The following is a 23,372-nucleotide window of genomic DNA, read 5'->3' as shown; positions in this document are numbered from 1 at the left end:
TGATGACCCATGAGGAGGCTCATCGTGCAAGGCGTACCGGAACAGTTTACTGACGAGAGAGACAGCGCGCGCTTTCGCCATCTGGCGCAGCTGCCGGGCCTTGAACTCTATCACGCGCATATCTCTGACTACGCCTTTGAGCCCCACACCCATGAAGCCTTCGGCATCGGCACCATCGAAACCGGCGCCGAACGCTTTCGCTATCGCGGCACCCAGCATCTCGCACCTGAAAAATCCGTTGTTACCATGAACCCGGACGAGATCCATACCGGGGAGTCCGCGACCGAAGACGGCTGGCGCTACCGGATGGTCTACATCGAACCCGATCTTCTGGAAGAGGTAACCGGCCTGCGCCACTGGTGGTTCAGCGACGTAACCCGTTACGACCCGCAGCGCTCTCAGCAGATCGGCAGGCTAATTTACGGCCTGTGGCATACGGACGATCCGCTGGCGCAAAAAGGCTTATTGCTGGATCTGATCGAGACCTTTCAGCCGCTAGCCCATCACGCGCCGGTGGTTCAGGAAGGCGCACACCGTTTCGAGCGCGTGCGCGAGTATTTGCACGACAACTATATGCACGCCCTGACGCTGGACGAACTGGCGAACGTTGTCTCGCTCAGCCCGTACCATTTCCAGCGCCAGTTCAAAGCCCATTTTCACGTTACGCCGCACCAGATGTTAATGGCCATCCGCCTGTGGCGCGCCAAGGCGTTTCTCACCCACGGTATGCCCGCCGCCGAAGTCGCCGCCGCAACGGGGCTGACCGACCAGTCGCATTTAACCCGCGCGTTTACCCGCCGCTACGGCATTACGCCCGTGCGCTACCAGAAACAGGTCGCCCGGCGCTAATGCGCAATCTCATACAATACGCGCGCGTTTCCCCCTTCTAGACTGAGTGCAGAGTAAATCAATGTGGATGGAAAAATGATTAGCGGCGTGTTGTATGCCCTGCTTGCAGGTCTGATGTGGGGGCTGATCTTTGTCGGCCCTCTTATCGTGCCGGAATACCCGGCGATATTGCAGTCTACCGGACGTTATCTGGCGCTCGGGCTGATTGCCCTTCCTCTGGCATGGCTGGGGCGTACGCGCTTGCGACAGCTCAGCCGTCAGGACTGGGGCACCGCGCTGGCGCTGACCATGATGGGCAATCTCATCTATTACGTCTGCCTGGCAAGCGCCATTCAGCGAACCGGAGCGCCGGTGTCGACCATGATTATCGGCACGCTGCCGGTGGTCATCCCCATCTTCGCGAATCTGCTTTATAGCCATCGGGACGGCAAGCTGGCGTGGTCGAAAATGATACCCGCCCTGGCCTGCACCGCCGTGGGGCTGGTGTGCGTCAATATCGCCGAGCTGCGCCACGGCCTGGCAGACTTCAGCTTATGGCGTTACGGTTCGGGGATTGTTTTAGCGTTCATCTCGGTCGCGTGCTGGGCCTGGTACGCCCTGCGCAATGCGCGCTGGCTGCGGGAGAACCCGGACAAACACCCGATGATGTGGGCAACGGCGCAGGCGCTGGTCACGCTCCCCGTCTCGTTAGTGGGGTATGCCGGCGCATGCCTCTGGCTGGGTCATCAGCAGCCGGAGTTTGCCCAGCCCTTCGGGCCAAGACCCTGGGTCTTTATTGGCTTAATGGTTGCGATTGCGGTGCTGTGCTCCTGGGTGGGCGCGCTGTGCTGGAACATTGCCAGCCAGAAGCTACCGACGGTGATCTTAGGGCCGCTGATTGTGTTCGAAACCCTGGCCGGGCTGCTGTACACCTTCCTGATGCGCCAGAGCGTGCCGCCGCTGTTAACGGCCTGCGGGATCGCGCTGCTGGTGGTGGGGGTGGTGATGGCGGTAAGAGCGAAGCCGGAAAAACCGAGGGTCGTTCCGGCTTCGGAGATGTGAGTAATGCCCAGCGGCGCTACGCTTGCAGGGCCTACAAAACAGTAGGTCTGGTAAGGCGTAGCCGTCACCGGGCAAGCCCTTAAAACGTTTCCCAGTTCGCTTCAGACGCCGTCGCTGCTGGCTGCGCTTTTGGCACATAGGTTTTCACCGGTGCCGCTTTGACCGCCTGATTACGCGTTATTTTGAACACTGCTACCGCTTCGTTCAGGCGTGCGGCCTGATCTTCCAGCGCCGCCGCTGCCGCCGCAGACTCCTCCACCAGCGAGGCGTTCTGCTGGGTCACGCGGTCCATCTCGGCTACCGCCTGACCAACCTGGTCGATACCGCGGCTCTGCTCGTCAGAGGCAGAGGCAATTTCGCCCATGATGTCGGTCACGCGGGTAACCGCGTTAACGATTTCCGCCATCGTCGCGCCCGCTTCGTTCACCAGCTGAGAACCCGCGTTCACACGCTCGCCGGAATCATCGATCAGCGCCTTAATCTCTTTCGCCGCCTGGGCGCTGCGCTGGGCAAGCGTGCGTACTTCTCCTGCAACCACCGCAAAGCCACGGCCCTGCTCGCCCGCACGCGCCGCTTCCACCGCCGCGTTCAGCGCCAGAATGTTGGTCTGGAAGGCAATGCCGTCGATAACGTTAGTAATTTGCGCGATTTTGCTGGAGCTGGTGGCGATCTCGTCCATGGTGCGCACCACGCCTTCCACCACGTTACCGCCCTTCTTCGCGGTTGAGGAGGCATCCAGCGCCAGACGAGACGCCTGACGCGCGTTATCCGCGTTCTGCTTCACAGTGGCGGTCAGCTGTTCCATGCTGGCTGCCGTCTCTTCCAGAGACGCGGCCTGCTGCTCGGTACGGGAAGAGAGGTCGTTGCTGCCCGCCGAGATTTCACCCGCACCGGTATAGATGGTATCTGCGCCTTCACGCACCACGCCCACGGTGTTCGCCAGCGAGGTTTGCATCTCCTGCACGTTGCGCGCCAGGATAGCCATTTCGTTTTTGCCTTCAGCCTGAATCGGCTGGGTTAAATCCCCTGCCGCGATGGCGCGGATATGGTTGATCACCTCTTCCAGCGGCAGGAGCAGTACCCGGCGCATGGCGATCCAGCTGGAGATAATCACCGCAATGACGAGGATCATGACGGCAGAAAGGATCCACAGGATGCGCTTGTAGTCGCTTTCGTTATCCTGAATGCCTTTACTGGTGAGCGCAGCCTGCGCCTCGCGCCACTCGCGATAGACCTTTTGCATTGCCGTCTGCTTCTGTTCGGCATTCTGTTTGAACATATCTTCCAGGTTGCCCTGGCCCAGCAGAACGTTCATTTGCGTCAACGTGGCGGAGTAGATGCGGTACTGCTCTTCCAGCCGATCGGCCAGGTTCTCATCCAGACCCGGGGTATTCGGCAGAGCGTAGTATTTGTCGTAATGGACCTGCGCATTGGCCAGCAGATTTTTCGCGGTGTTAACCAGCTCGTTCAGCTGTCCACCGTTAATCTGAGAGGCCATGCTGCTTTGCAGACGCAGCATCCCGCGGTTTAGCGTGACGCGCGCCTGGTTCAGGCTGATCCAGGCGTCGGTAAATTCCGCCACGTTCTGGCTGGAAAGCTGCGACACGGTGAAGTTGTCTTTATCGTTATTCAGCGCGTTGATAAAGATACCCGCGGAAATCACTTGCATGATGCCGAGCACAAGCAGCACCGAAATAAGAAGAGTAATGACTTTTATACGTTTAAACATGCGTTGCCTTTGTTATATGCAGGTTTGTCTGACGTGTATCTATCGGCACGCGCGGCGGGTTGTTTACTGTTTCTCCACCTTTAAAAACTTTCTAAACCACTTTCCTAAATCCATTCAGAGAGTTAAACGGGACATTTTTTTGTGATCCGCATCGCACTTTACCCCTTCCCTCTAAAGGGTTATAGCGCCGCCTTAAAGATGCATTTAATATGCATCTTGTATTTTTAATGACGAGGTAACTGCTATGGCCTTTCGCGACCAACCCCTCGGCGAGCTGGCGCTCTCCATCCCTCGCGCTTCCGCGCTGTTCCGTAAATACGATATGGATTACTGCTGCGGCGGTAAGCAAACGCTGGCGCGAGCGGCCTCGCGCAAGGAACTGGACGTGGAGGCTATCGAAGCGGAGCTGGCGCTGCTGGCTGAACAGCCTGTTGAAAAAGACTGGCGCACCGCCCCGCTCACGGAAATCATCGACCATATCATCGTGCGTTACCACGACCGCCACCGTGAACAGCTGCCTGAGCTGATCCTGCTGGCAACGAAAGTTGAGCGCGTACATGCCGACAAGCCTTCCGTGCCGCGCGGTCTGGCAAAATACCTGACCATGCTGCATGAAGAGCTTTCCAGCCACATGATGAAAGAAGAGCAGATCCTCTTCCCGATGATTAAACAGGGAATGGGAAGCCAGGCGATGGGACCTATCAGCGTAATGGAAAGCGAGCACGATGACGCGGGCGAACTGCTGGACGTGATCAAACACACCACTAACAACGTCACGCCGCCGCCGGAAGCGTGCACCACCTGGAAAGCGATGTACAACGGCATTAACGAGATGATTGACGACCTGATGGAGCACATCAGCCTTGAGAATAACGTGCTGTTCCCGCGGGCATTGGCGGGGGAATAAAAAAGCCCGGTGGCGCTAGCGCTTACCGGGCCTACAACGTCCTCGAACATAGGCCGGGTAAGCGTCAGCGCCACCCGGCAACATGCTTAACGCATGCCTGCCATACGTTTCTTACCGATAAACAGCCAGCCCAGCCCCAGCGCGATAAACCACAGCGGCGTGACGATCAGCGCCTGACGGGTGTCATCTTCGAGCGTCAGTAGCACCAGCACGAACACGAAGAACGCCATGCACACCCAGCACATCAGCTTGCCCAGCGGCATCTTGTAGATCGACTTCTCATGCAGGTGCGGACGCTGTTTGCGGTACACGAGGTACGAGCACAGGATAATGGTCCAGACGAACATGAACAGGATCGCCGACACCGTGGTGATCATGGTAAACGCGCCAATTACGCTTGGGTTTACGTAGAGCATCACCACGCCACCCAGCAGGCACATGCAGGAGAAGGTCAGCCCTTTCGCCGGTACCGCACGTTTAGAGAGTTTCGCAAAGGCGCTCGGCGCCACGCCCTCCTGCGCCAGACCAAACAGCATACGGCTGGTTGAGAACACGCCGCTGTTCGCAGAAGATGCCGCAGAGGTCAGCACCACGAAGTTAATCAGGCTCGCCGCAGCAGGCAGCCCTACCAGCACGAACAGCTCAACGAACGGGCTCTTGCTGGGCACCACGGAGCTCCACGGCGTCACGGACATAATGATGATCAGCGCGAAGACGTAGAACATGATGATACGCACCGGTATGGAGTTGATGGCGCGCGGCAGGGACTTCTCCGGATCTTTGGTTTCCGCAGCGGTCGTTCCGACAAGCTCAATCCCCACAAACGCGAACACCGCAATCTGGAAGCCCGCAAAGAAGCCGCTGATGCCTTTCGGGAACCAGCCGCCGTCGTTCCACAGATGGGTGAAGGACGCCTGAACGCCCGTTGGCGACTGGAAGTGCGTCAGGACCATCACCAGGCCCACCACAATCAGCCCCACGATAGCGACAATCTTGATCATCGCGAACCAGAACTCCATCTCACCGAACATTTTCACGGTGGCGAGGTTGAGGCTCAGCAGCAGAATAATCACCGCCAGCGAGGCGACCCAGTCCGACAGCCCCGGGAACCAGAACTGCGCGTAAGCGGTAATCGCCACGACGTCCGCCATGCCGGTGACCACCCAGCAGAACCAGTAGGTCCAGCCGGTAAAGTAGCCCGCCCACGGGCCGAGCAGGTCCGACGCGAAGTCGCTGAAGGATTTGTATTCGAGGTTCGAGAGCAGCAATTCACCCATTGCGCGCATCACGAAGAAGAGCATAAAACCGATGATCATATAAACGAAGATGATCGACGGCCCGGCAAGACTGATGGTTTTGCCCGACCCCATAAACAGCCCGGTGCCGATGGCACCGCCGATGGCGATAAGCTGTATATGACGGTTTGTGAGATTGCGCCGTAGCGACTGTTCAGACGTCGCCTCTTCTGCAGCGGCGACTTTGACCTGATCTACCATGTATTTTTTCCTGTTTATGCCTGTCTGTGTTGTTAAGGCTCTTCTGGCCTTTAAAAACGTCAAATAAATGACGGTCCCTTCGTAAGGGTTTTTCGATATTAGGTAAGAATCGGCGGGATGAATACTATGATTTAGATATTATGTTAATAATATGTTGAAAGTGAGTGTCATATCACTCATACAGCGCGAAACAGCTCACAAAAATACACGCAACAGTTTCGTTTGCAAGATAAAATGTTGATTCCGTCGTAACTATGGGTTTTATCACTATTTTCCTCTCCCCGGGGGGAGAGAGGAAATAAGTAAAGTCGATTACAGAATTTCCAGCAGCTCGACTTCAAAGACCAGAGTGCTGAATGGCGGGATGGACGCGCCAGCGCCACGCTCGCCGTAAGCCAGGTTGTGCGGGATGGTCAGTTCCCATTTGGAACCCACTGGCATCAGGGTCAGGGCTTCGATCCAGCCCGCGATAACGCCGTTGACCGGGAACTCAGCCGGTTCGCCGCGCGCCACGGAGCTGTCGAACACGGTACCGTCGATCAGCTTACCGGTGTAGTGCACGCGAACGTGGTCGGTACGCGCCGGGATAGCGCCGTCGCCCTGGTTGATCACGCGGAACTGCAGGCCGGATTCAGTGCTGTTCACGCCTTCGCGCTCGCGGTTCTCTTCCAGATATTTCACGCCTTCGGCTGCCATCTCTTCGAAGCGCGCGCGACGCACGGCGTCAGCACGTTCGTGGATTTCACGCAGCGCACGATGCACAACGTCAACCGGAACGGCAGGCTGTTTGCCTTCCAGCGCATCAGCGATACCCGCCACCAGCGCTTCAGGTAACAGACCTTCCAGGCCGGATTCGCTCAGCTGCTGTCCTACCTGCAAGCCGATACCGTAACTTGCCTGCGCTTCGATAGTGTCAAAAGTCGGGGTGGTCATGGGTTTTCCTTCCATCACATTTAAAGTAGCGGGCAGCATATCAGCCATGCCCTTATGGGTAAAACTTTGTCTGAAGTTAAGGTGACAAACCGCGACGAAACAGAAACAATAGAGACAACCAGGATTAATCCCGAACTGATGTCACGGATGTCCGGTTTGCTACGTCGTTCAGGCAGTTAGCGAACTATACTTCGAAGCACAGGATATAAAAGACGCGGAGCAGGAGGAGAGCCATGCCCGGGCGATTTGAACTGAAACCTACCCTGGCGAAAATCTGGCAGGCGCCGGACAATTTTCGCATTATGGACCCGCTGCCTCCTCTGCACCGCAGGGGGATCATCATTGGTGCGCTGATGGTGATCGTGGGCTTCCTGCTTCCTTCCGGCGGTGATGATGTTGATACCGCGCCGGTCACCCGCAATGCGCAGCTGGATCTTCAGTCGCAAACGCGGCCGCAGCCTGACGCGCAGCCGATGCAGACGCAGCTGGTAACCCCGTCTAACGATCCGGGTCAGGTCGCGCCTGTTGAACCCGAACCCGTTCAGGATGAACAGGAGCAGGCCGCAGCGCCGTCTGAACCGCAAACCCAGCAGCCGACCGGCATTGAGCAGCAGTGGCGTTCCTATCGCGTGGAGCCGGGCAAAACCCTGGCACAGCTTTTCCGCGACCACAACCTGCCGCCGACCGACGTGTATGCCATGGCAAAAGTGGAAGGCGCAGGTAAACCGCTGAGCAACTTACAGAACGGCCAGATGGTGCAGATTCGCCAGAACGCCAGCGGAGTGGTCACCGGGCTGACCATTGATACCGGAAATGGTCAGCAGGTGCTGTTTACCCGCCAGCCGGACGGCAGTTTCATCAGAGCACGTTAATGGCGTATGCCGGGTAAGGCGAAGCCGCCACCCGGCACTTTTGTTCTCAGGCACTCCGTTTATTCACCCACCAGATCCCCGAGCAGACCAGCACCAGCGCAATCGCGTATTTGATATCCAGAATGTTTTCGCCGAGGAAAATGGCGGAAAGCACCGTCCCTGCAACAGGAATGACAAAGTTGAACGGAGCAATCATGCTTACCCGGTTCACTTTCAGCAGCGCGCTCCACAGGGCGAACGCCACCGATGAGAGCAGCGTCAGATACCCCAGCACCGCAACGGCCTTCATGCTGTGCACTTCCAGCGTTCCGCCCGTGGCATAACCTCCCGCAACCAGCGCAGCCCCGCCTATCGCCAGCTGCCAGCCGGTCATCACCGTTGGGTCGACGGTCTGGGAAATACGTTTCCCGTAAAGCGTGGCGGCAGAGAGAATAAAAGCCGCCAGCACCACAAAACCGTCGCCTTTCCAGATAAACTGGAAATCGCTTAACCCACTGTGAAAGTTCACCAGCATCACCCCAGCAAACCCAAGAATACAGCCCAGCGTTTTGTTATAGCTGAGTTTGTCATTGTGGTAGATAAAGTGCGCCAACAGTACGCTGAAGAAAGTCCCGGTGGCGTTCATGATTGAGCCGTTTACCCCCGTCGTGTAGGCCAGTCCTATATAGAAGAAAGTGTACTGAATGGTGGTCTGGGTCAGCCCGAGGATCGTGAGCTGGCCAAACTGCGCGGGCATGAGCCTGCCAATCGGTTTGCGCTGGGCCAGCGCAAAGAGCAGCAGCAAGGCACCGGCAAACAGAAAACGGTATCCGGCAAAAACGACTTTGGACGGAATATCATCGGTCGCGATCTGAAAGAGTTCGTAGCCATTTTTAATGGCCGGGTACGAGCTCCCCCAAAGCAGGCAGCAGAGCGTGGCGCAGGCGTAGGCCACATGTCGACGGGCAAAGACGGGCGTGGGCAGAGCGGTATCCATGACAAATCTCATAAATAAAATTGCGTTTCAATTTATTATCAGAGAATGCGTCAGGAATAGCTACCATACGAGATAAAAAGAGAATTTCCGGTAGCCTTAAAAAAGCAAAACGCCGGCACAAGGCCGGCGCTTCGACGCGAGCAGAGTAAAAAATTACTCAGCTACAACGTTAACAACCAGTTTAGCGAACACTTCGCTGTGAACCTGGAAGTCAACTTCGTGCTCACCAGTGGTACGCAGAACGCCGTTCGGCATGCGAACTTCGCTCTTAGCCACTTTAACGCCTGCTGCAGTAACTGCATCAGCGATATCGCGGGTACCGATGGAACCGAACAGTTTACCTTCGTCGCCAGCTTTGGAAGCGATGGTAACAGTGCCCAGTGCGTTGATTGCTTCAGCGCGAGCGTTAGCAGCCGCCAGAACGTCAGCCAGTTTGGCTTCCAGTTCAGCGCGACGTGCTTCGAAAAACTCTACGTTTTTCTTAGTAGCTGGAACAGCTTTACCCTGTGGAACCAGGAAGTTACGAGCGTAGCCCGCTTTAACGTTAACCTGATCACCCAGGCTGCCCAGGTTTGCTACTTTATCAAGCAGAATAACTTGCATTACCTTATCCTCTTAAAGTCGTATTAATGGACCGTGCCCGATTACTGATGACGATCAGTGTACGGCAGCAGGGACAGGTAGCGAGCGCGTTTGATAGCGCGAGCCAGCTGACGCTGATATTTTGCACGAGTACCGGTGATACGGCTTGGGACAATCTTACCGCTTTCGGTGATGTAGTTTTTCAGCGTTGCGATATCTTTATAGTCGATCTCTTGAACGCCTTCCGCGGTGAAACGGCAGAACTTGCGACGACGGAAATAACGTGCCATATGGCTAGTCTCCAGTATCTATCAAATCAATCTGCTCGGCATGCAGAACCATTTTGCTCAGGCCGTTCTTTGCCTTGTGGCAAGAGATGAACCCCTGAACGATTACTGCGCTACCGACCGTTAAACTGTGAGTAATGGCCTGGTTTTCGTGTCCGCTAATAATAACGGGCATTTGGCACCACGCCTGCCGGTGAAACCCGGCTTCCTCTTGCACAGAACGATGCTCAAGCACGAACTGGCAATGCGGAATTCCTGATGGACTGACCTTTCGAAGGGGAGCCCTGCATACGATGCCGGACAACGCCAGACGGTTGGTCATCAGAAATTACTCTTCAGAATCCCCAGCATCAGAATCATCTGCGGTTTCGTTTGCGAAATCATCGCGACGCTCACGGCGCTCGTCTTTCGCTTTAACCATCGGAGATGCTTCGGTAACTGCGTTTTTGGTACGCATAACCATGCTGCGGATAACGGCATCGTTGAAGCGGAAGGTAGTTTCCAGCTCATCGATCACTTCCTGCGGCGCTTCAACGTTCATCAGAACGTAGTGTGCTTTGTGCAGTTTGTTGATCGGGTAAGCCAGCTGACGGCGGCCCCAGTCTTCCAGACGGTGGATCGTACCTTCTGCACCAGTGATGGCAGCAGAGTAACGCTCGATCATACCCGGAACCTGTTCGCTCTGGTCAGGATGGACCATAAAAACGATTTCGTAATGACGCATCGAATTGCTCCTTACGGATTATTCAGCCTCCTGTCTGGGTCAGCCGAGGCCCGGGGAGGCAAGGAACGTGTTAAAGGTCGGCTGAAAAATTGACGCGTCATAATACTTGCCCCCCCCAGGAAACTCAAGCTGATTGCACAAATAATTCGCACAAAGCGTAAAGCTGGTCTAAGTGGGTGATTTAAAATTAATCGCATCAGGAAGCGTTGTTTTTTTGAACAACTGCATCAGAAATGGTCACGCATCCCCGCCGGAGGAATGATTACACTTTAATCAGAGATCAGCTGAATTAAAGAAGGAGTATTCCCCTCACACAGCACGCAGTCGTGGAGCGCATATCATGAAAAAAATCGCAGTAGCCATAATGGCGGCGCTTTTGCTCAGTGCAAACGCGATGGCAGCCATCAAAATAGACGGCCGGCAGGCCAGAAACATGGATGATGTGCATAGCTTAGGCGTAATCTATATCAATCATAATTTCGCCACTGAAAGCGAAGCAGATCGGGCACTAAATGAAGAGACCGATGCCCAGGGCGCAACCTATTACCACGTGATGTTAACCCGTGAGCCCGGCAGCAACGGCAACATGCACGCCAGTGCAGATATCTACCGGTAACCTTTAACGCTAGCACCAGGAAAGCCAACAACGAGAACATAGCCATAGTTGACGTTGCCCCCTGTCCGGGGGCTTTTTTTGTGAATGGCTCCGGAATACCACCGGTTACAACTGTTTTTCGGTATTCCAGAGCACTTATTCACTTCTGCCCGTAGTAGGCATTCGGGCCGTGCTTGCGCATGAAATGCTTGTTCATCAGGTAATCGTCAATGCCCTGAAGCTGTGGATTAATGTCGCGGGCAATCCACGCCATTTTAGCTACCTCCTCCATCACGACAGCATTATGTACCGCGTCGTGAGCATCTTTACCCCAGGAGAACGGACCGTGCTGATACACCACAATCCCCGGCGTATGCAGCGGTTCAGTTTCACCCAGCGTTTCAATAATCACCTTGCCGGTGTTGCGTTCGTACTCCCCTTCCACTTCAGCCTGCGATAATGCCCGCGTGCAGGGAATGTCGCCGAAGAAGTAGTCCGCATGCGTTGTTCCCAGCGCCGGAATCGCCAGCCCCGCCTGTGCCCAGGCGGTGGCGTGCGTGGAGTGGGTATGCACAACGCCACCCAGCGATGGATAACGCTGGTACAGCGCCAGATGGGTCGCCGTATCAGAAGAAGGACGCCATTTGCCCTCAACGACGTTTCCTTCGAGGTCGACCACCACCATATCGTCCGCTTTCATGATTTCATACGCCACGCCGCTCGGCTTGATCACCACCAGACCTTGTTCACGGTCGATGGCGCTCACGTTGCCCCAGGTGAACGTTACCAGGCCATAGCGCGGCAGATCCATATTGGCCTCAAAGACCTGCTGTTTCAGCTTAAGCATGTTCAGCCTCCAGTAACCCCGCGCGCGCCATACGCTCGCGCACCCAGTCCCGCGCTTTTGCCACTTCCGCAGCCGGATCGTCTGACGTTTCGCTCCACATCTCAATCAGATAAGGCCCGCAATACCCTGTCTGTTTGAGCGTCTCGAAGCACCGTTCGAAATCCACCACCCCGGTGCCGAACGGTACGTTTTTAAACACGCCAGGGCGGGTATCTTTGACGTGCACCGCCACGATATGCCCGATGCCCGCCTGCAGCTCCATCTGCACGTCGTTATCCCAGGCCGACAGATTGCCGATATCCGGATAAAGCTGGAACCAGGGGTTATTCAGATAGTGCGCATAGCCCAGCGCCTTGCTGATGGAGTTCATCAACGGGTAGTCCATGATCTCCATCGCCAGCGTGACCTGCGCGCGGCTTGCCATCTCAACGCTCTCTTTCAGGCCGTCACGGAAACGACGGCGCGTTTCGTCGTTGGCTTCCTGATAGTAAACGTCGTAACCCGCCAGTTGGATCACGCGGATGCCGACATCCTGCGCAAAACGAATGGCTTTGCGCATGATCTCCAGCCCTTCAGCGCGCACGGCATCGTCTTCACTGCCGAGCGGAAAACGGCGGTGGGCGCTCAGACACATGGACGGCACGCGCACGCCGGTTTCGGCAATGGCGCCCACCAGCGCCAGGCGCTGCTCGCGACTCCAGTCCAGGCGAGAAAGGCGCACATCCGTCTCATCCACGGACATTTCGACAAAATCGAAACCCAGCTGTTTTGCCAGCCGTAACCGCTCCAGCCAGCACTCCCCTGCAGGGAGTGCCTTTTCATAGATGCCAAGCGGGACCTGTTTTGACAACATACCCGCTCCTTAACCCCAAAGCTGAGCGATTGAGCGTTTGAACTGACGCGCCGCTTCCACCGGAGATGCCGCGTCGCGAATGCTGCGGCCAGCGATAAAGACGTGAATAGGGATGCCCTGGAACAGCGGCAGATCATCCAGCGCCAGGCCACCGGTGACGGTGACTTTGAAGCCCATATCCGCCAGACGCTTAATCGCGCTGATATCCGCTTCGCCCCACGCCACGCCTGCGGCTTGCGCATCGCGGCTGCGGTGATACACCACCTGCTGGATGCCCGCATCGCGCCACTCCTGCGCCTGCTCCCAGGTCCAGAAGCCGGTCAGTTCAATCTGCACGTCGCCGTTAAACTCTTTTGCCACGTCCAGCGCGCCTTTGGCGGTGTTGATATCCGCACAGCAGATCACGGTGACCCAGTCGGCGTTGGCTTCAAAGCACATGCGGGAAAGGATTTTGCCTGCGTCAGCAATCTTGGCATCCGCCAGCACGATTTTGTGCGGATAGAGCGCTTTCAGGTCACGAACGGCGCGCACGCCTTCGCCCACGCACAGAATGGTCCCTACTTCGATGATATCCACCTCTTCCGCAATCAGACGGGTGGTTTCGTAAGCGTGAGACAGCGTCTGGTTATCCAGCGCAACTTGCAACATTGGTAATGACATGTTCAATTCCTCTTAAACGGCCGCCGCAGTGGCGTTATCAATTAAATCCAGCACTTCCTGCGCGGTGCGGCAGGCGCGTAAACGGTCAAAATTGGCTTCGTCATCAAACAGGTTGACGATCTGCATGATGCCCACCTCCTGGTGGGTGTTGGCATCAACGGCCGCCATGGTGATGAGAATGTCGACCGGGTCGTTATCTTCGTGGTTGAACACCAGCGGCGTTTTCAGGGTCACCAGCGCAAAACCGGTTTTCTTGACGCCCTCTTCCGGGCGGCCGTGCGGCATGGCCAGGCCCGGCGCAATGACGAAATAGGGGCCGTGCTGCGCCACGCCATCCAGAATGGCCTGGTAATAGCGCGGCTCGACAACGTCCGCTTTAACCAGCAGATCCACACTCAGCTTCACCGCTTCCTGCCAGGTGCTGGCGTCGGCCTGTAAAAGGATGGCGTTATTCTCTGCCAGCGAATCACGTAGTTTCATGTGGTGTCCTTACTTCACGTCTTGTGGGAAGTATTCTTTGATCACTTCCAGCAGTTTTGGCCCGAAATCCGCAGGCGACAACATGTTGCGCACGCCTACCACATATTTGTTGCCCGACACGCTAATCTCACCGGCAATATGAGTTGAAGCGATGATGATGTCCGCGCCGTTCAGTTCACTTTTGTATTCACCCACTGCGCAGCTGTTCACCGTGTGGTCGATGTTTGACTGGGTCAAAAATTGGTCCACTTTCATCTTCATGATCATGGAGCTACCTTGCCCATTGCCACACACAGCCAGGATACGTACGGTCATAATCGAAACTCCTTAATGAGCAGACACTTCTGCTGTTTGTTTTTCCGCATCTTCTTCAGCTCGCAGCGAACGGCCAGCGAAGAACATATAAGCCAGAGCAATCAGGATGATGACGGCCATAAAGGCCAGACCGACGGAGGCAAAGCCCTGCATCATCGGCGGTGCCAGAATTGACCAGTCCGCCATGCCCATCCAGGCGCTCATACCGGTGAGCTTGACCGCCCACACGCAACCGAAGATTTCCACCATGCCCATCACCAGGCAGATCTTGAGCGCCGCGCGCCAGCCGCCGAAGTGGTTCGCAAACACGCCAATGGTGGCGTTGGAGAAGAACATCGGGATAAAGCCAGGAATGATCAGGATTGAGGAGCCGCAGCCCACCAGGATGCCCACCGCAATCAGCTGGCCGATGGTGCCCCACATAAAGCCCCAGACGACGGCGTTTGGCGCAAAGCTATAGATAGCCGCGCAGTCAATCGCCAGTACCGCACCAGGGATCAGGCGCTGAGAGATGCCGTTAAAGGCCTCCGACAGCTCGGCGACGAACATACGCACGCCCTGAGTGATGATGAAAATCGCTACCGCGAAGGAGAAACCGGTCTGCAGGATATAGACCGTCCAGTGGGTTTTACCCGCCATCGCCTGCACGACGTCAATGCCGAAAGAGAGCAGAATGGCGCCGAAAAAGAGGGTCATCACAATCGCGGTGGAGACGATGTTGTCGTGGAAGATATTCAACCAGCCAGGCAGTTTGAGGTCTTCGACACTCTCCTCTTTTTTGCCCAGGTACGGCGCAACTTTATAGGCAATCCAGGCGGCAAACTGCTGCTGGTGACCGATGGAGAAACCACAGCCGTCGGTCACGATCTGCGTTGGCTTGTACATCATGTTGGAGGTGATACCCCAGTAGAGCGAGACCAGCACCGCGGTGCAGATAATCGTGGTCCACATTGGGTAACCGAAGATATAGAGAGAAACCGCGATCAGCCCCGCCTGCTGGAACATGATGTGCCCGGTGAGCATGATGGTGCGAATGCCGGTAATGCGGCGCAGGAGCACGTAAATGATGTTCAGCGCCAGCGCGAGTAGCACCGCATATCCCACCCAGCTATAGGCATCACCCATGCGATCGATGGTCGCCATCATTGAGGCGTAGGTATCAGAGATAGCGCCGTTGATGCCATACACTTCCGACATTTTGGCGACGACCGGCTTAAACGTGCTGGTCAGAATGCCTGACCCCGCCTGCAACAGCATGAAACCGATAATGGTTTTGATGGTGCCTTTAATAATCACGCTGACGCTTTTGCGCAGCAGGATGTACCCCAGGCACGTCACGATACCCAGCAACAGCGGGGCGTTGGTCATTACCTGATTAAAGAAAACGGTAAAGACGTTGTAGAGGATCTCCATAACTCTCTCCAGAAATGAGAACACAAGGGGCAATCCCTGTGCGGTTGGTGCCATCACTCTATTAATCACAAATAATCATCACAAGATTGCATTTGATTATTTGTGACGCATCACGCAATTTATTTCCATGCTGTTAGTAATGATTTTCACTACCGCACCACAAAAATAAATTAATCCTTATAATTCATAAAATTAATGTTTAATGCAGGATAATCTAACAAGTAAAGAGTGGAGAGTCCGTGAAGTCGCGCAGATAAAATTCCGCACTTTTACCATTGCAAAGCACGTCAAATAGTGCCAGCATTAATCATAACGAATCATTATGTGATTATTTTTGATTAAACCAGGAGTCAAAACGATGAGTAAAGTGAAAACCATTACCCGTGAATCATGGATTCTGAGCACCTTTCCGGAGTGGGGTAGCTGGCTGAACGAAGAGATCGAGCAGGAACAGGTTGCTCCTGGCACGTTTGCAATGTGGTGGCTGGGCTGCACCGGTATCTGGCTGAAATCTGAAGGCGGCGCCAATATCTGCGTCGATTTCTGGTGCGGCACCGGCAAACAGAGCCACGGTAACCCGCTGATGAAAAAAGGCCACCAGATGCAGCGTATGGCCGGCGTGGAAAAGCTCCAGCCGAACCTGCGCACCACGCCGTTTGTGCTTGATCCTTTTGCCATTCGCCAGATCGATGCCGTGCTTTCTACTCACGATCACAACGACCATATCGACGTGAACGTGGCGGCAGCGGTGATGCAAAACTGCGCGGACGACGTACCGTTTATCGGGCCGCAAACCTGCGTAGATCTCTGGATTGGCTGGGGCGTGCCTAAAGAGCGCTGCATCGTGATGAAGCCTGGCGACGTGGTGAAAATTAAAGACATTGAAATCCACGCGCTGGATGCCTTTGACCGTACCGCGCTGATTACCCTGCCAGCCGACCAGAAGGCTGCTGGGGTACTGCCAGACGGCATGGACGAGCGTGCGGTGAATTACCTGTTCAAGACGCCGGGCGGCTCCCTGTATCACAGCGGTGATTCCCACTACTCTAACTATTACGCGAAGCACGGCAACGAACATCAGATTGACGTGGCGCTGGGCTCGTACGGGGAAAACCCGCGCGGTATTACGGACAAAATGACCAGCGCCGATATGCTGCGCATGGCGGAAGCGCTCAACACCAAAGTAGTGATCCCGTTCCACCACGATATCTGGTCAAACTTCCAGGCCGATCCGCAAGAGATCCGCGTGCTGTGGGAGATGAAAAAAGACCGCCTGAAGTACGGCTTCAAGCCCTTTATCTGGCAGGTAGGCGGCAAGTTCACCTGGCCGCTGGACAAAGACAATCTTGAGTATCACTACCCGCGCGGCTTCGATGATTGCTTCACCATTGAGCCAGATCTCCCGTTCAAATCCTTCCTCTGATTGTGAGGCCACATCGCCAGACCCTGTGTCTGGCGATTTCATATTTATTTTAGTAATTTCACGCTATTTCAAATATCATCTTTTCAAATCAATTCTTATCGGAATAGCTCATGACGGAAGCGCAACGGCATCAAATTTTACTGGAACTCCTGGCGCAAACAGGGTTTATCACCGTCGAGAAAGTGATCGAACGTTTAGGGATCTCCCCCGCCACCGCGCGGCGAGACATCAACAAGCTGGATGTGAGCGGCAAGCTGAAAAAAGTCCGCAACGGCGCAGAAGCCATCAGCCAGCAGCGTCCACGCTGGTCGCCAATGAATATTCATCAGGCGCAGAATCACGATGAAAAAGTACGGATTGCCAGAGCGGCGTCGCAGCTGGTGAACCCCGGTGAGAGCGTCGTCATCAACTGCGGCTCCACGGCGTTTTTGCTGGGCCGTGAAATGTGCGGCAAGCCGGTGCAAATCATTACCAACTATTTACCGCTGGCTAACTACCTGATCGATCAGGAACATGAGAGCGTGGTGATCATGGGCGGCCAGTACAACAAAAGCCAGTCCATCACGCTCAGCCCGCAGGACAGCGAAAACAGTCTCTACGCCGGGCACTGGATGTTTACCAGCGGCAAAGGCCTGACCGCTGACGGCCTGTATAAAACCGATATGCTGACCGCGATGGCGGAACAAAACATGCTCAACGTGGTGGGCAAGCTCGTTGTGCTGGTCGACAGCAGCAAAGTCGGTGAACGCGCAGGCATGCTGTTCAGCCGCGCAGAACAGATCGACATGGTGATCACCGGCAAAGGGGCGAACCCCGAGATCCTCCAGAAGCTGGAAGATCAAGGGGTGAAAGTCCTGCGCGTTTAAAGATGCTTGCGGAAAAACGCCACCGTGGCGTCCAGCGCCGCTGGCGTGATGCGGTGGCGGACGCCTGATTCCCACAAACAGGTCAGATTAGCGTCCAGTCCTTCATTCTTTAACGCCTGCTGCAGGCGGAAGGTTCCATCGGGCGGGACAACATCGTCCGCATCACCGTGCCATAGCAGCAACGGGCGATCGGCCAGGCGCGGCAATGCCTGGGTCACTTCCCACTCTGCCAGCATCGGCGTAATTTCCGTTAAATCCTGAGGGGGGAAAAGCGTCTTCGCCAGCGAGGTAAAATAGCCCGAGCCCATCAGACAGGCAACAGACCGCACGTCAGGATGATGCGTCATAATCCCCAGCGCCGTCATGCCGCCCATCGACGCCCCGGCCACCGCCAGCCGATTATCGGCCACCAGCCCTGCCTCATAGAGCGCATCGCGCAACCCGGCAAACTCGGTCAGGCTGCCGTGCAGAATGTGCCAGAACTGCCCCAGTCGCGCCCGCTCATTGCCCGTAAAGCGCGCGCCGTGGTCAGGCGCATCCGGCATTACCACGCGAAAACCCGCCTGAGCCAGCGCCACTGCAAAATAACTGTAAACCAGTTTCGATGAGGTAAACCCATGATAAAAAACCACAACAGGCAGCGATTTATCACGTTTCCCTGCCGGCACAGCGTGTAAAATTTCATGGTCGCCGAGATGGCGTATTTCAATTTCAATCATTGTCGACCCTGTACGAATGAATGATTCATAATGTTGAGAACTGGATTACGGTTTGACGCTATTTTCATTCGAAAATTACGTCCCAGATAACACTTCGGGAACATTCCCCCAAAACTAAATTCGCAGACAACTACACTATGGCTAACAGGAAACGAGATATGGTTATGCACAGGTTTGCTGCTTTATTGCTGGTGTTTCTGCTCAGCGGCTGTAGCGCACTGCAGGGTACACCGCAACCCGCTCCCCCGGTTGCCGATCATCCGCAGGAGATTCGTCGTAATCAGACGGAAGGATTACAGCGAATGGGCACCGTCTCCGCGCTCGTTCGCGGTTCGCCGGATGACGCAGAAGACGCAATAAAGGCACAAGCCGTCGCTGCCAAAGCAGATTATTACGTCATTATTATGATCGACGAAACCATCATAACGGGACAGTGGTATTCACAAGCCATTTTGTACCGGAAATAATGGTTTACCTTTGAACGACATTTACACTGCTTTGCGTCCATAGACATTTTCCTGTCCACAATAAACTCCATGCCAGCGACAAGGAATGGGAGTTTATTCGCGAAGGATTGCCCGGCGGATACCGGAAATATGTGAAATGGAGCTGACGATGAAACGAACTCTTGCTTTGACCTCTCTGTTGCTCTCTGCAGGCCTGGTGAGCACCACCGCGCAGTCAGCAGAATTCGCCAGTGCGGATTGCGTAACAGGTCTGAATGAAATAGGCCAGATCTCCGTCAATAACATTCCGGGGAGCCCGCAAGACGTTGAACGTATCGTGGCATTAAAGGCCGATGAACAGGGCGCGTCATGGTATCGCATCATCCAGATGCAGGAAGATAACCATATCGACCAGTGGCGGGTACAGGCCATTCTCTACGTATAAATCCTTCCTGATAAAAGCCACTTATTTTTAGTGGCTTTTCGTTTTTGCAAATTTTTTATCTAATTTAAAACCACTCTAAAACAATAAAATAACATTTTGTTACATTAATTCAGTAAACGTAATCTCCGCTCTGCCGTTGAAGAACCATACCTTTTCAATGATGAGCAATTTATGATCAATGTTTTCCGCCGTGCGGGCCTTGGAACAAAGCTGTCGCTGCTGACAGGCGTCAGTGTCGCCACGCTGTTTCTGCTTTTCACTTTCCTGCTCAGCCAAAAAGCCAGCCAGCAGCTTGAAGCCCTCGCGGTAGAAGATCTGCATAATCAGTCCACCGGTATGGTCGACATGGTGCAGATGTTTAATACCAGCCTGAGCGAAGAAGTCGAAAGCTACACCAGACTGTTTACGACATTTCTGCCCCAGCCGTTTAGCGTCGATACTCAGCAGACCCGGACCATAAACGGGCTCGCCGTTCCCCTGCTGAAAGGTGGCGACGCTGAACTCCATGAAAATACAACGTTTTCTGATGATTTTCTGAGCCGTACGGGAGCGATCTCAACGCTGTTTGTTCGCAGCGGTAACGACTTCATTCGCGTTGCCACCTCCCTGCGCAAAGAGAATGGCGATCGCGCTATGGGGACGGTTCTGGACACGAGCAGCCCGGCGTTTGCCTCCGTCACGAAAGGCGAGGTGTACCGCGGCCTGGCGCTCCTGTTTGGCAAGCGCTACATAACCCAGTACCAGCCCGTGAAGAACAGTGAAGGTCAGGTTATCGGGATCATCTTCGTTGGGGTGGATATCACTCACTCCTGGAATGTCATGCGCGAGAAAATCCTCAACCGCCGCCTGGGCGAGAGCGGGCACTTTTTCGTGCTGGACCGCAGCAACGGCAAAACGCGCGGTCAGTATCTGTTCCACGCCAGCGAAGAGGGAAAACTGCCGAAGTGGGATAGCGCCACCCAACAGCAGCTGTTGAGCGATTCCTCAGGCTCGCTGGAACGCGTAAGCGACGACGGTCGCACGCTGAAAATGGCCTATACGCCGCTGCCCGGCTGGAACTGGACCATCGTCGGTGAAGTGGATAAATCAGTCCTGCTCTCAAGCGTTAACGCTATGCGCGACCGTTTCCTGCTGGCCGGCGTAGCGTTGTCTGTCCTCTTCGCGGGCCTGTTTGTGATACTTATTCGCCGGATGCTGACCCGTCCGCTGCGTAACGTGATTGACCTTGCCCGCCAGTATGCCGCGGGCGATCTACGCTCCAGCCTGCCCGTGACCCGCCAGGACGAGGTTGGCCAGCTGGTTGAAGCCATTAACGGTATCGGCGATGGGCTACAAAAAATTGTCCTGCAGGTCCGCGAGGCCGCGGGCGAGATCCATCTGGGCACCAATGCGCTGGCCTCCGATACCGGAGACATCTCCGAGCAGATCAACAAGCAGGCCAGCAGCGTTGAGGAGACCTCCGCCAGCATGGAGCAACTGGCCGCGACCGTGCAGCAAAATGCCGCCAACATGGAGCAAACGCAGCAACTGGTAGGTGAAACCTCGCGCGCGGTTCATCAGGGTGGTGAAACGGTGACCCATGCGGTTGCCACCATGGACGACATTCGCGAAGCGTCAAAACGTATCGAAGACATCACCCGCGTGATCGAGTCCATCGCGTTCCAGACTAATATTCTGGCGCTGAATGCGGCGGTAGAAGCGGCACGCGCAGGCGAGCATGGAAAAGGTTTTGCCGTGGTCGCGCAAGAAGTTCGCGCCCTGGCAGGTCGAAGCGCCAACGCGGTGAAGGAGATTGAACATCTGATTGGCGATACCCTGCGAAAAGTGGGCGAAGGCCACGCGCTGTCTGAACAGACGCGTCTGGCGATGGATTCCATCATCGTTCATATCGACAACATCAGCCAGCTGGTCACGGAGATTAACCACGCGTCACGCGAGCAGTCCGCGGGGATCGGCCAGGTCAATCTTGCCATGACCCACATTGGCGAAGCGTCGCATATCAATGCCGATCGCATCTCACGCAGCGAGCAAACCGCACGCACGCTGCGCGAGAAAGGGTCACACCTTACCCAACTGGTCAGCCTGTTCCAGCTTAAACGCTAGCCAACCCTGCCCGTGGCGCGCAGCAGCAGATCGCTTTGCACCTGCTCATTCATGAGCGTACCGCCACGGGTATCCAGCATCATGCGGCACCACGCCTGCGCCACGGGCGGCGATGCGTGCCGCAGCATCTGGCTGCCGGCCCCCAGCAAAAAGAGCTGCTGAGCGATCTCCCTCCCCTGCGCCTCCTGCGGTTTACGCAGCTTTTGCTGAAGCTGCCGCCAGCTGCGGTCAAAGTGTCTGTCCTGTCCTTTGACCTGGGCAAACTCGTCGGCAAGCAGGTCGTGGATACCTGACTGCTTCGCCAGCACCCGCAGCACGTCCAGGCACATGATATTGCCCGATCCTTCCCAGATGCTATTCACCGGCATCTCGCGATACAGGCGTGGAAGTTCATTCTCCTCGCAGTACCCGACCCCGCCGAGTGCCTCCATCGCCTCCGCCACGAACGGAATGCCCGCTTTGCACACACTGAATTTTGCGGCCGGGGTAAAAAGCCGCGCCCAGGCGGCCTCCTGCGGGTCGGTGCGGTTATCCCACGCTCGTGCCAGACGGAACAACAGCGCCGTGTGTCCCTCCAGCACAAGCGCCATACGGCTTAGCACTTCACGCATTAGCGGCTGATCGATAAGATTTTTGCCGAAGGTCTGACGCTGATGGGCGTGGTACAGCGCCACGGAAAGCGCCCGGCGCATTAGCCCGTGGCTGCCCAGCGCACAGTCGAAGCGCGTCAGCCCGCCCATCTTCAGGATTTGCCGCACGCCTTCTCCCTCTTCACCCAGCAGCCAGCCGGAGGCATCGAGGAACTCCGCCTCGCTGCTGGCGTTCGAGCGGTTGCCGAGCTTGTCTTTCAGACGTTCCAGCCGTACGGCGTTGCGCTGTCCGTCGGGTAAGAAACGCGGGACAAAGAAGCAGGACAAACCGCCTTTCGCCTGCGCCAGCACCAGATGCGCATCGCTCTGCGGCACGGAGAAAAACCACTTGTGGCCCACCAGTCGGTAGCTGCCGTCGCTGCATTTTTCCGCTCTGGTGGTGTTGCTGAGCACGTCCGAGCCGCCCTGCTTTTCCGTCATTCCCATGCCGATCAGCAGGCCGCGCTTTTGCCCACCCGGCGCGAGATGGGGATCGTAACGGTCGCTCATCAGCGGCGTTAACCATTCATGAAACGGTTTGGGCAGCGACTGCTGCAACAGCGGCGTGGCGGCGAAGGTCATGGTCACCGGGCATAACGTCCCCGCTTCTACCTGAGCATGGAGCACGAAGCGCGCGGCCCTGGCGACGAAAGACCCTTTTCGTGCCTCTTCTTCCCATGCCAGATTATGTACCCGGTTAGCGCAGAGCCCCTGCATCAGCAGGTGCCATGCCGGATGAAAGCGAACGTCATCCAGCCGCTCACCCGTGGGGTCGTAGCGTAATAGCTCCGGCGGATTCACGTTCGCCAGCCTGCCCAGCTCCAGCGACTCCGCCGTGCCTAACTGCTGTCCGATGCTGGCAAGAAGATCCATATCCCACTCGGCACCCTCGCGCGCAACCGCGTCGCGCAGGGCGCAGTCAGAGAGGAAAAGGTTGCTGTTAGAGAGTGGGGCTGGTTGATTAAAAACGGTATGGGTCTGCCAGTGCATGCTGTCTCCCTCCTTCAGTGGCAATGAAGGTAAGTATGGACAGACCGTATGAACGCTGCATGGGAGTGAGGTCACACGATGGCGATCCCGCTGATATCATTCGTGAAATAGCTCACAGAACATAAGAATAAACTATTTCATTACTTCGCTTATGTTGAATAATTTATTCTTAACCCGTCTTTGTGAGGATCG

26 protein-coding genes are annotated in these 23,372 nt (G+C 55.8%); 10 read left to right on the top strand and 16 right to left on the bottom strand.

The features are described from left to right. Positions 1–24: 24 nt before the first annotated feature. Entirely contained in the window at positions 25–849 is an 825-nt protein-coding gene (locus OKF39_RS03190; protein WP_028015277.1) for an AraC family transcriptional regulator, read from the top strand. A 75-nt stretch (positions 850–924) separates the two neighbouring features. Next, entirely contained in the window at positions 925–1,890 is a 966-nt protein-coding gene (locus tag OKF39_RS03185) for a DMT family transporter (RefSeq protein ID WP_041911471.1), read from the top strand. A gap of 79 nt (positions 1,891–1,969) precedes the next feature. Here OKF39_RS03185 and OKF39_RS03180 read toward each other — a convergent pair whose 3' ends face one another. Further along, entirely contained in the window at positions 1,970–3,619 is a 1,650-nt protein-coding gene (locus tag OKF39_RS03180) for a methyl-accepting chemotaxis protein (protein ID WP_045259627.1), read from the bottom strand. Between the two features lie 244 nt (positions 3,620–3,863). Here OKF39_RS03180 and ytfE point away from each other — a divergent pair, with 244 nt between their 5' ends. Then, positions 3,864–4,526 carry an iron-sulfur cluster repair protein YtfE gene (gene ytfE / locus OKF39_RS03175; protein ID WP_479983460.1) on the top strand — a complete coding sequence of 221 codons (663 nt, stop codon included), beginning with the start codon at positions 3,864–3,866 and terminating at the stop codon, positions 4,524–4,526. An 86-nt stretch (positions 4,527–4,612) separates the two neighbouring features. Here the strand turns inward: ytfE and cycA are convergent, their stop codons facing one another. Both cycA and bamJ read right to left on the bottom strand, forming a co-directional pair. Then, positions 4,613–6,022 (bottom strand): D-serine/D-alanine/glycine transporter, encoded by a 1,410-nt coding sequence (gene cycA / locus OKF39_RS03170; RefSeq protein WP_041911474.1) that lies wholly within the window; start codon positions 6,020–6,022, stop codon positions 4,613–4,615. 312 nt (positions 6,023–6,334) lie between these two features. After that, positions 6,335–6,955 carry a BamJ family beta-barrel-assembly machinery protein gene (gene bamJ, locus OKF39_RS03165; RefSeq protein ID WP_008502892.1) on the bottom strand — a complete coding sequence of 207 codons (621 nt, stop codon included), beginning with the start codon at positions 6,953–6,955 and terminating at the stop codon, positions 6,335–6,337. A gap of 233 nt (positions 6,956–7,188) precedes the next feature. Here bamJ and OKF39_RS03160 point away from each other — a divergent pair, with 233 nt between their 5' ends. After that, the gene (locus tag OKF39_RS03160; protein ID WP_028015272.1) at positions 7,189–7,827 is read left to right on the top strand and encodes an OapA family protein; all 639 of its coding nucleotides are present in this window, start codon (positions 7,189–7,191) and stop codon (positions 7,825–7,827) included. Between the two features lie 46 nt (positions 7,828–7,873). On the opposite strand, the gene OKF39_RS03155 is transcribed toward OKF39_RS03160, so the two are convergent. The 5 genes from OKF39_RS03155 to rpsF all read right to left on the bottom strand — a co-directional run bounded on the left by OKF39_RS03155 (position 7,874) and on the right by rpsF (position 10,396). Continuing rightward, entirely contained in the window at positions 7,874–8,803 is a 930-nt protein-coding gene (locus OKF39_RS03155) for a DMT family transporter (RefSeq protein ID WP_479983459.1), read from the bottom strand. Positions 8,804–8,956: 153 nt separating this feature from the next. After that, on the bottom strand, positions 8,957–9,406 hold the full coding sequence (gene rplI, locus OKF39_RS03150; protein ID WP_006810372.1) for a 50S ribosomal protein L9: 450 nt from the start codon (positions 9,404–9,406) through the stop codon (positions 8,957–8,959). A gap of 41 nt (positions 9,407–9,447) precedes the next feature. Next, the gene (gene rpsR, locus OKF39_RS03145; RefSeq protein ID WP_000135199.1) at positions 9,448–9,675 is read right to left on the bottom strand and encodes a 30S ribosomal protein S18; all 228 of its coding nucleotides are present in this window, start codon (positions 9,673–9,675) and stop codon (positions 9,448–9,450) included. 4 nt (positions 9,676–9,679) lie between these two features. Further along, positions 9,680–9,994: a primosomal replication protein N gene (gene priB, locus OKF39_RS03140; RefSeq protein WP_028015270.1), complete on the bottom strand. Its 315-nt coding sequence runs from the start codon at positions 9,992–9,994 to the stop codon at positions 9,680–9,682. Between the two features lie 6 nt (positions 9,995–10,000). Next, positions 10,001–10,396 carry a 30S ribosomal protein S6 gene (gene rpsF / locus OKF39_RS03135; RefSeq protein ID WP_014068637.1) on the bottom strand — a complete coding sequence of 132 codons (396 nt, stop codon included), beginning with the start codon at positions 10,394–10,396 and terminating at the stop codon, positions 10,001–10,003. A gap of 340 nt (positions 10,397–10,736) precedes the next feature. Here rpsF and yjfY point away from each other — a divergent pair, with 340 nt between their 5' ends. Further along, positions 10,737–11,012, top strand: a complete 276-nt coding sequence (yjfY, locus tag OKF39_RS03130) for a DUF1471 family protein YjfY (RefSeq protein WP_041911476.1) — start codon at positions 10,737–10,739, stop codon at positions 11,010–11,012. A 139-nt stretch (positions 11,013–11,151) separates the two neighbouring features. On the opposite strand, the gene OKF39_RS03125 is transcribed toward yjfY, so the two are convergent. From OKF39_RS03125 to ulaA, 6 genes are read right to left on the bottom strand one after another with little or no spacing between them, the layout of a single operon-like run. Then, positions 11,152–11,838: an L-ribulose-5-phosphate 4-epimerase gene (locus OKF39_RS03125; protein WP_232948697.1), complete on the bottom strand. Its 687-nt coding sequence runs from the start codon at positions 11,836–11,838 to the stop codon at positions 11,152–11,154. Continuing rightward, the gene (locus tag OKF39_RS03120) at positions 11,831–12,691 is read right to left on the bottom strand and encodes an L-ribulose-5-phosphate 3-epimerase (protein ID WP_063154916.1); all 861 of its coding nucleotides are present in this window, start codon (positions 12,689–12,691) and stop codon (positions 11,831–11,833) included. Before OKF39_RS03120 ends, OKF39_RS03125 begins: the two co-directional genes overlap by 8 nt. Before the next feature lie 9 nt (positions 12,692–12,700). Further along, a complete protein-coding gene (ulaD, locus tag OKF39_RS03115; protein ID WP_479983458.1) occupies positions 12,701–13,351 on the bottom strand; it encodes a 3-keto-L-gulonate-6-phosphate decarboxylase UlaD in 651 nt (216 codons plus the stop codon). Between the two features lie 12 nt (positions 13,352–13,363). Next, positions 13,364–13,831 carry a PTS ascorbate transporter subunit IIA gene (ulaC, locus tag OKF39_RS03110; RefSeq protein WP_045259633.1) on the bottom strand — a complete coding sequence of 156 codons (468 nt, stop codon included), beginning with the start codon at positions 13,829–13,831 and terminating at the stop codon, positions 13,364–13,366. A 9-nt stretch (positions 13,832–13,840) separates the two neighbouring features. Then, the gene (ulaB, locus tag OKF39_RS03105; RefSeq protein WP_045141837.1) at positions 13,841–14,146 is read right to left on the bottom strand and encodes a PTS ascorbate transporter subunit IIB; all 306 of its coding nucleotides are present in this window, start codon (positions 14,144–14,146) and stop codon (positions 13,841–13,843) included. A gap of 12 nt (positions 14,147–14,158) precedes the next feature. After that, positions 14,159–15,559, bottom strand: a complete 1,401-nt coding sequence (ulaA, locus tag OKF39_RS03100) for a PTS ascorbate transporter subunit IIC (protein WP_028015265.1) — start codon at positions 15,557–15,559, stop codon at positions 14,159–14,161. Between the two features lie 358 nt (positions 15,560–15,917). On the opposite strand from ulaA, the gene ulaG reads away from it, so the two are divergent. Together ulaG and ulaR are read left to right on the top strand one after the other, a co-directional pair. Beyond that, a complete protein-coding gene (gene ulaG, locus OKF39_RS03095; protein WP_006810379.1) occupies positions 15,918–16,982 on the top strand; it encodes an L-ascorbate 6-phosphate lactonase in 1,065 nt (354 codons plus the stop codon). A 110-nt stretch (positions 16,983–17,092) separates the two neighbouring features. Further along, positions 17,093–17,848: an HTH-type transcriptional regulator UlaR gene (ulaR, locus tag OKF39_RS03090; RefSeq protein ID WP_479983457.1), complete on the top strand. Its 756-nt coding sequence runs from the start codon at positions 17,093–17,095 to the stop codon at positions 17,846–17,848. Here ulaR and yjfP read toward each other — a convergent pair. After that, entirely contained in the window at positions 17,845–18,567 is a 723-nt protein-coding gene (gene yjfP / locus OKF39_RS03085; protein WP_333022411.1) for an esterase, read from the bottom strand. The two genes, ulaR and yjfP, sit on opposite strands and share 4 nt — an antisense overlap. Before the next feature lie 137 nt (positions 18,568–18,704). Between yjfP and bsmA the strand changes: the two genes are divergently transcribed. The 3 genes from bsmA to OKF39_RS03070 all read left to right on the top strand — a co-directional run bounded on the left by bsmA (position 18,705) and on the right by OKF39_RS03070 (position 21,561). Continuing rightward, complete coding sequence (bsmA, locus tag OKF39_RS03080; protein ID WP_028015263.1) at positions 18,705–19,034, top strand: biofilm peroxide resistance protein BsmA; 330 nt, start codon at positions 18,705–18,707, stop codon at positions 19,032–19,034. 136 nt (positions 19,035–19,170) lie between these two features. After that, positions 19,171–19,458 (top strand): DUF1471 family protease activator YjfN, encoded by a 288-nt coding sequence (gene yjfN, locus OKF39_RS03075; RefSeq protein WP_032644956.1) that lies wholly within the window; start codon positions 19,171–19,173, stop codon positions 19,456–19,458. Positions 19,459–19,629: 171 nt separating this feature from the next. Next, a complete protein-coding gene (locus tag OKF39_RS03070) occupies positions 19,630–21,561 on the top strand; it encodes a methyl-accepting chemotaxis protein (protein WP_047366979.1) in 1,932 nt (643 codons plus the stop codon). Here the strand turns inward: OKF39_RS03070 and OKF39_RS03065 are convergent. Next, complete coding sequence (locus OKF39_RS03065) at positions 21,558–23,180, bottom strand: isovaleryl-CoA dehydrogenase (RefSeq protein ID WP_041911485.1); 1,623 nt, start codon at positions 23,178–23,180, stop codon at positions 21,558–21,560. The genes OKF39_RS03070 and OKF39_RS03065 overlap by 4 nt on opposite strands. Positions 23,181–23,372: the final 192 nt, after the last annotated feature.

This window comes from Enterobacter cloacae complex sp. HYC042_NIDB, from assembly GCF_056673315.1.
The sequence above is the reverse complement of the archived record's forward strand: the minus strand, read 5'-3'. Positions and strand labels throughout refer to the sequence as shown.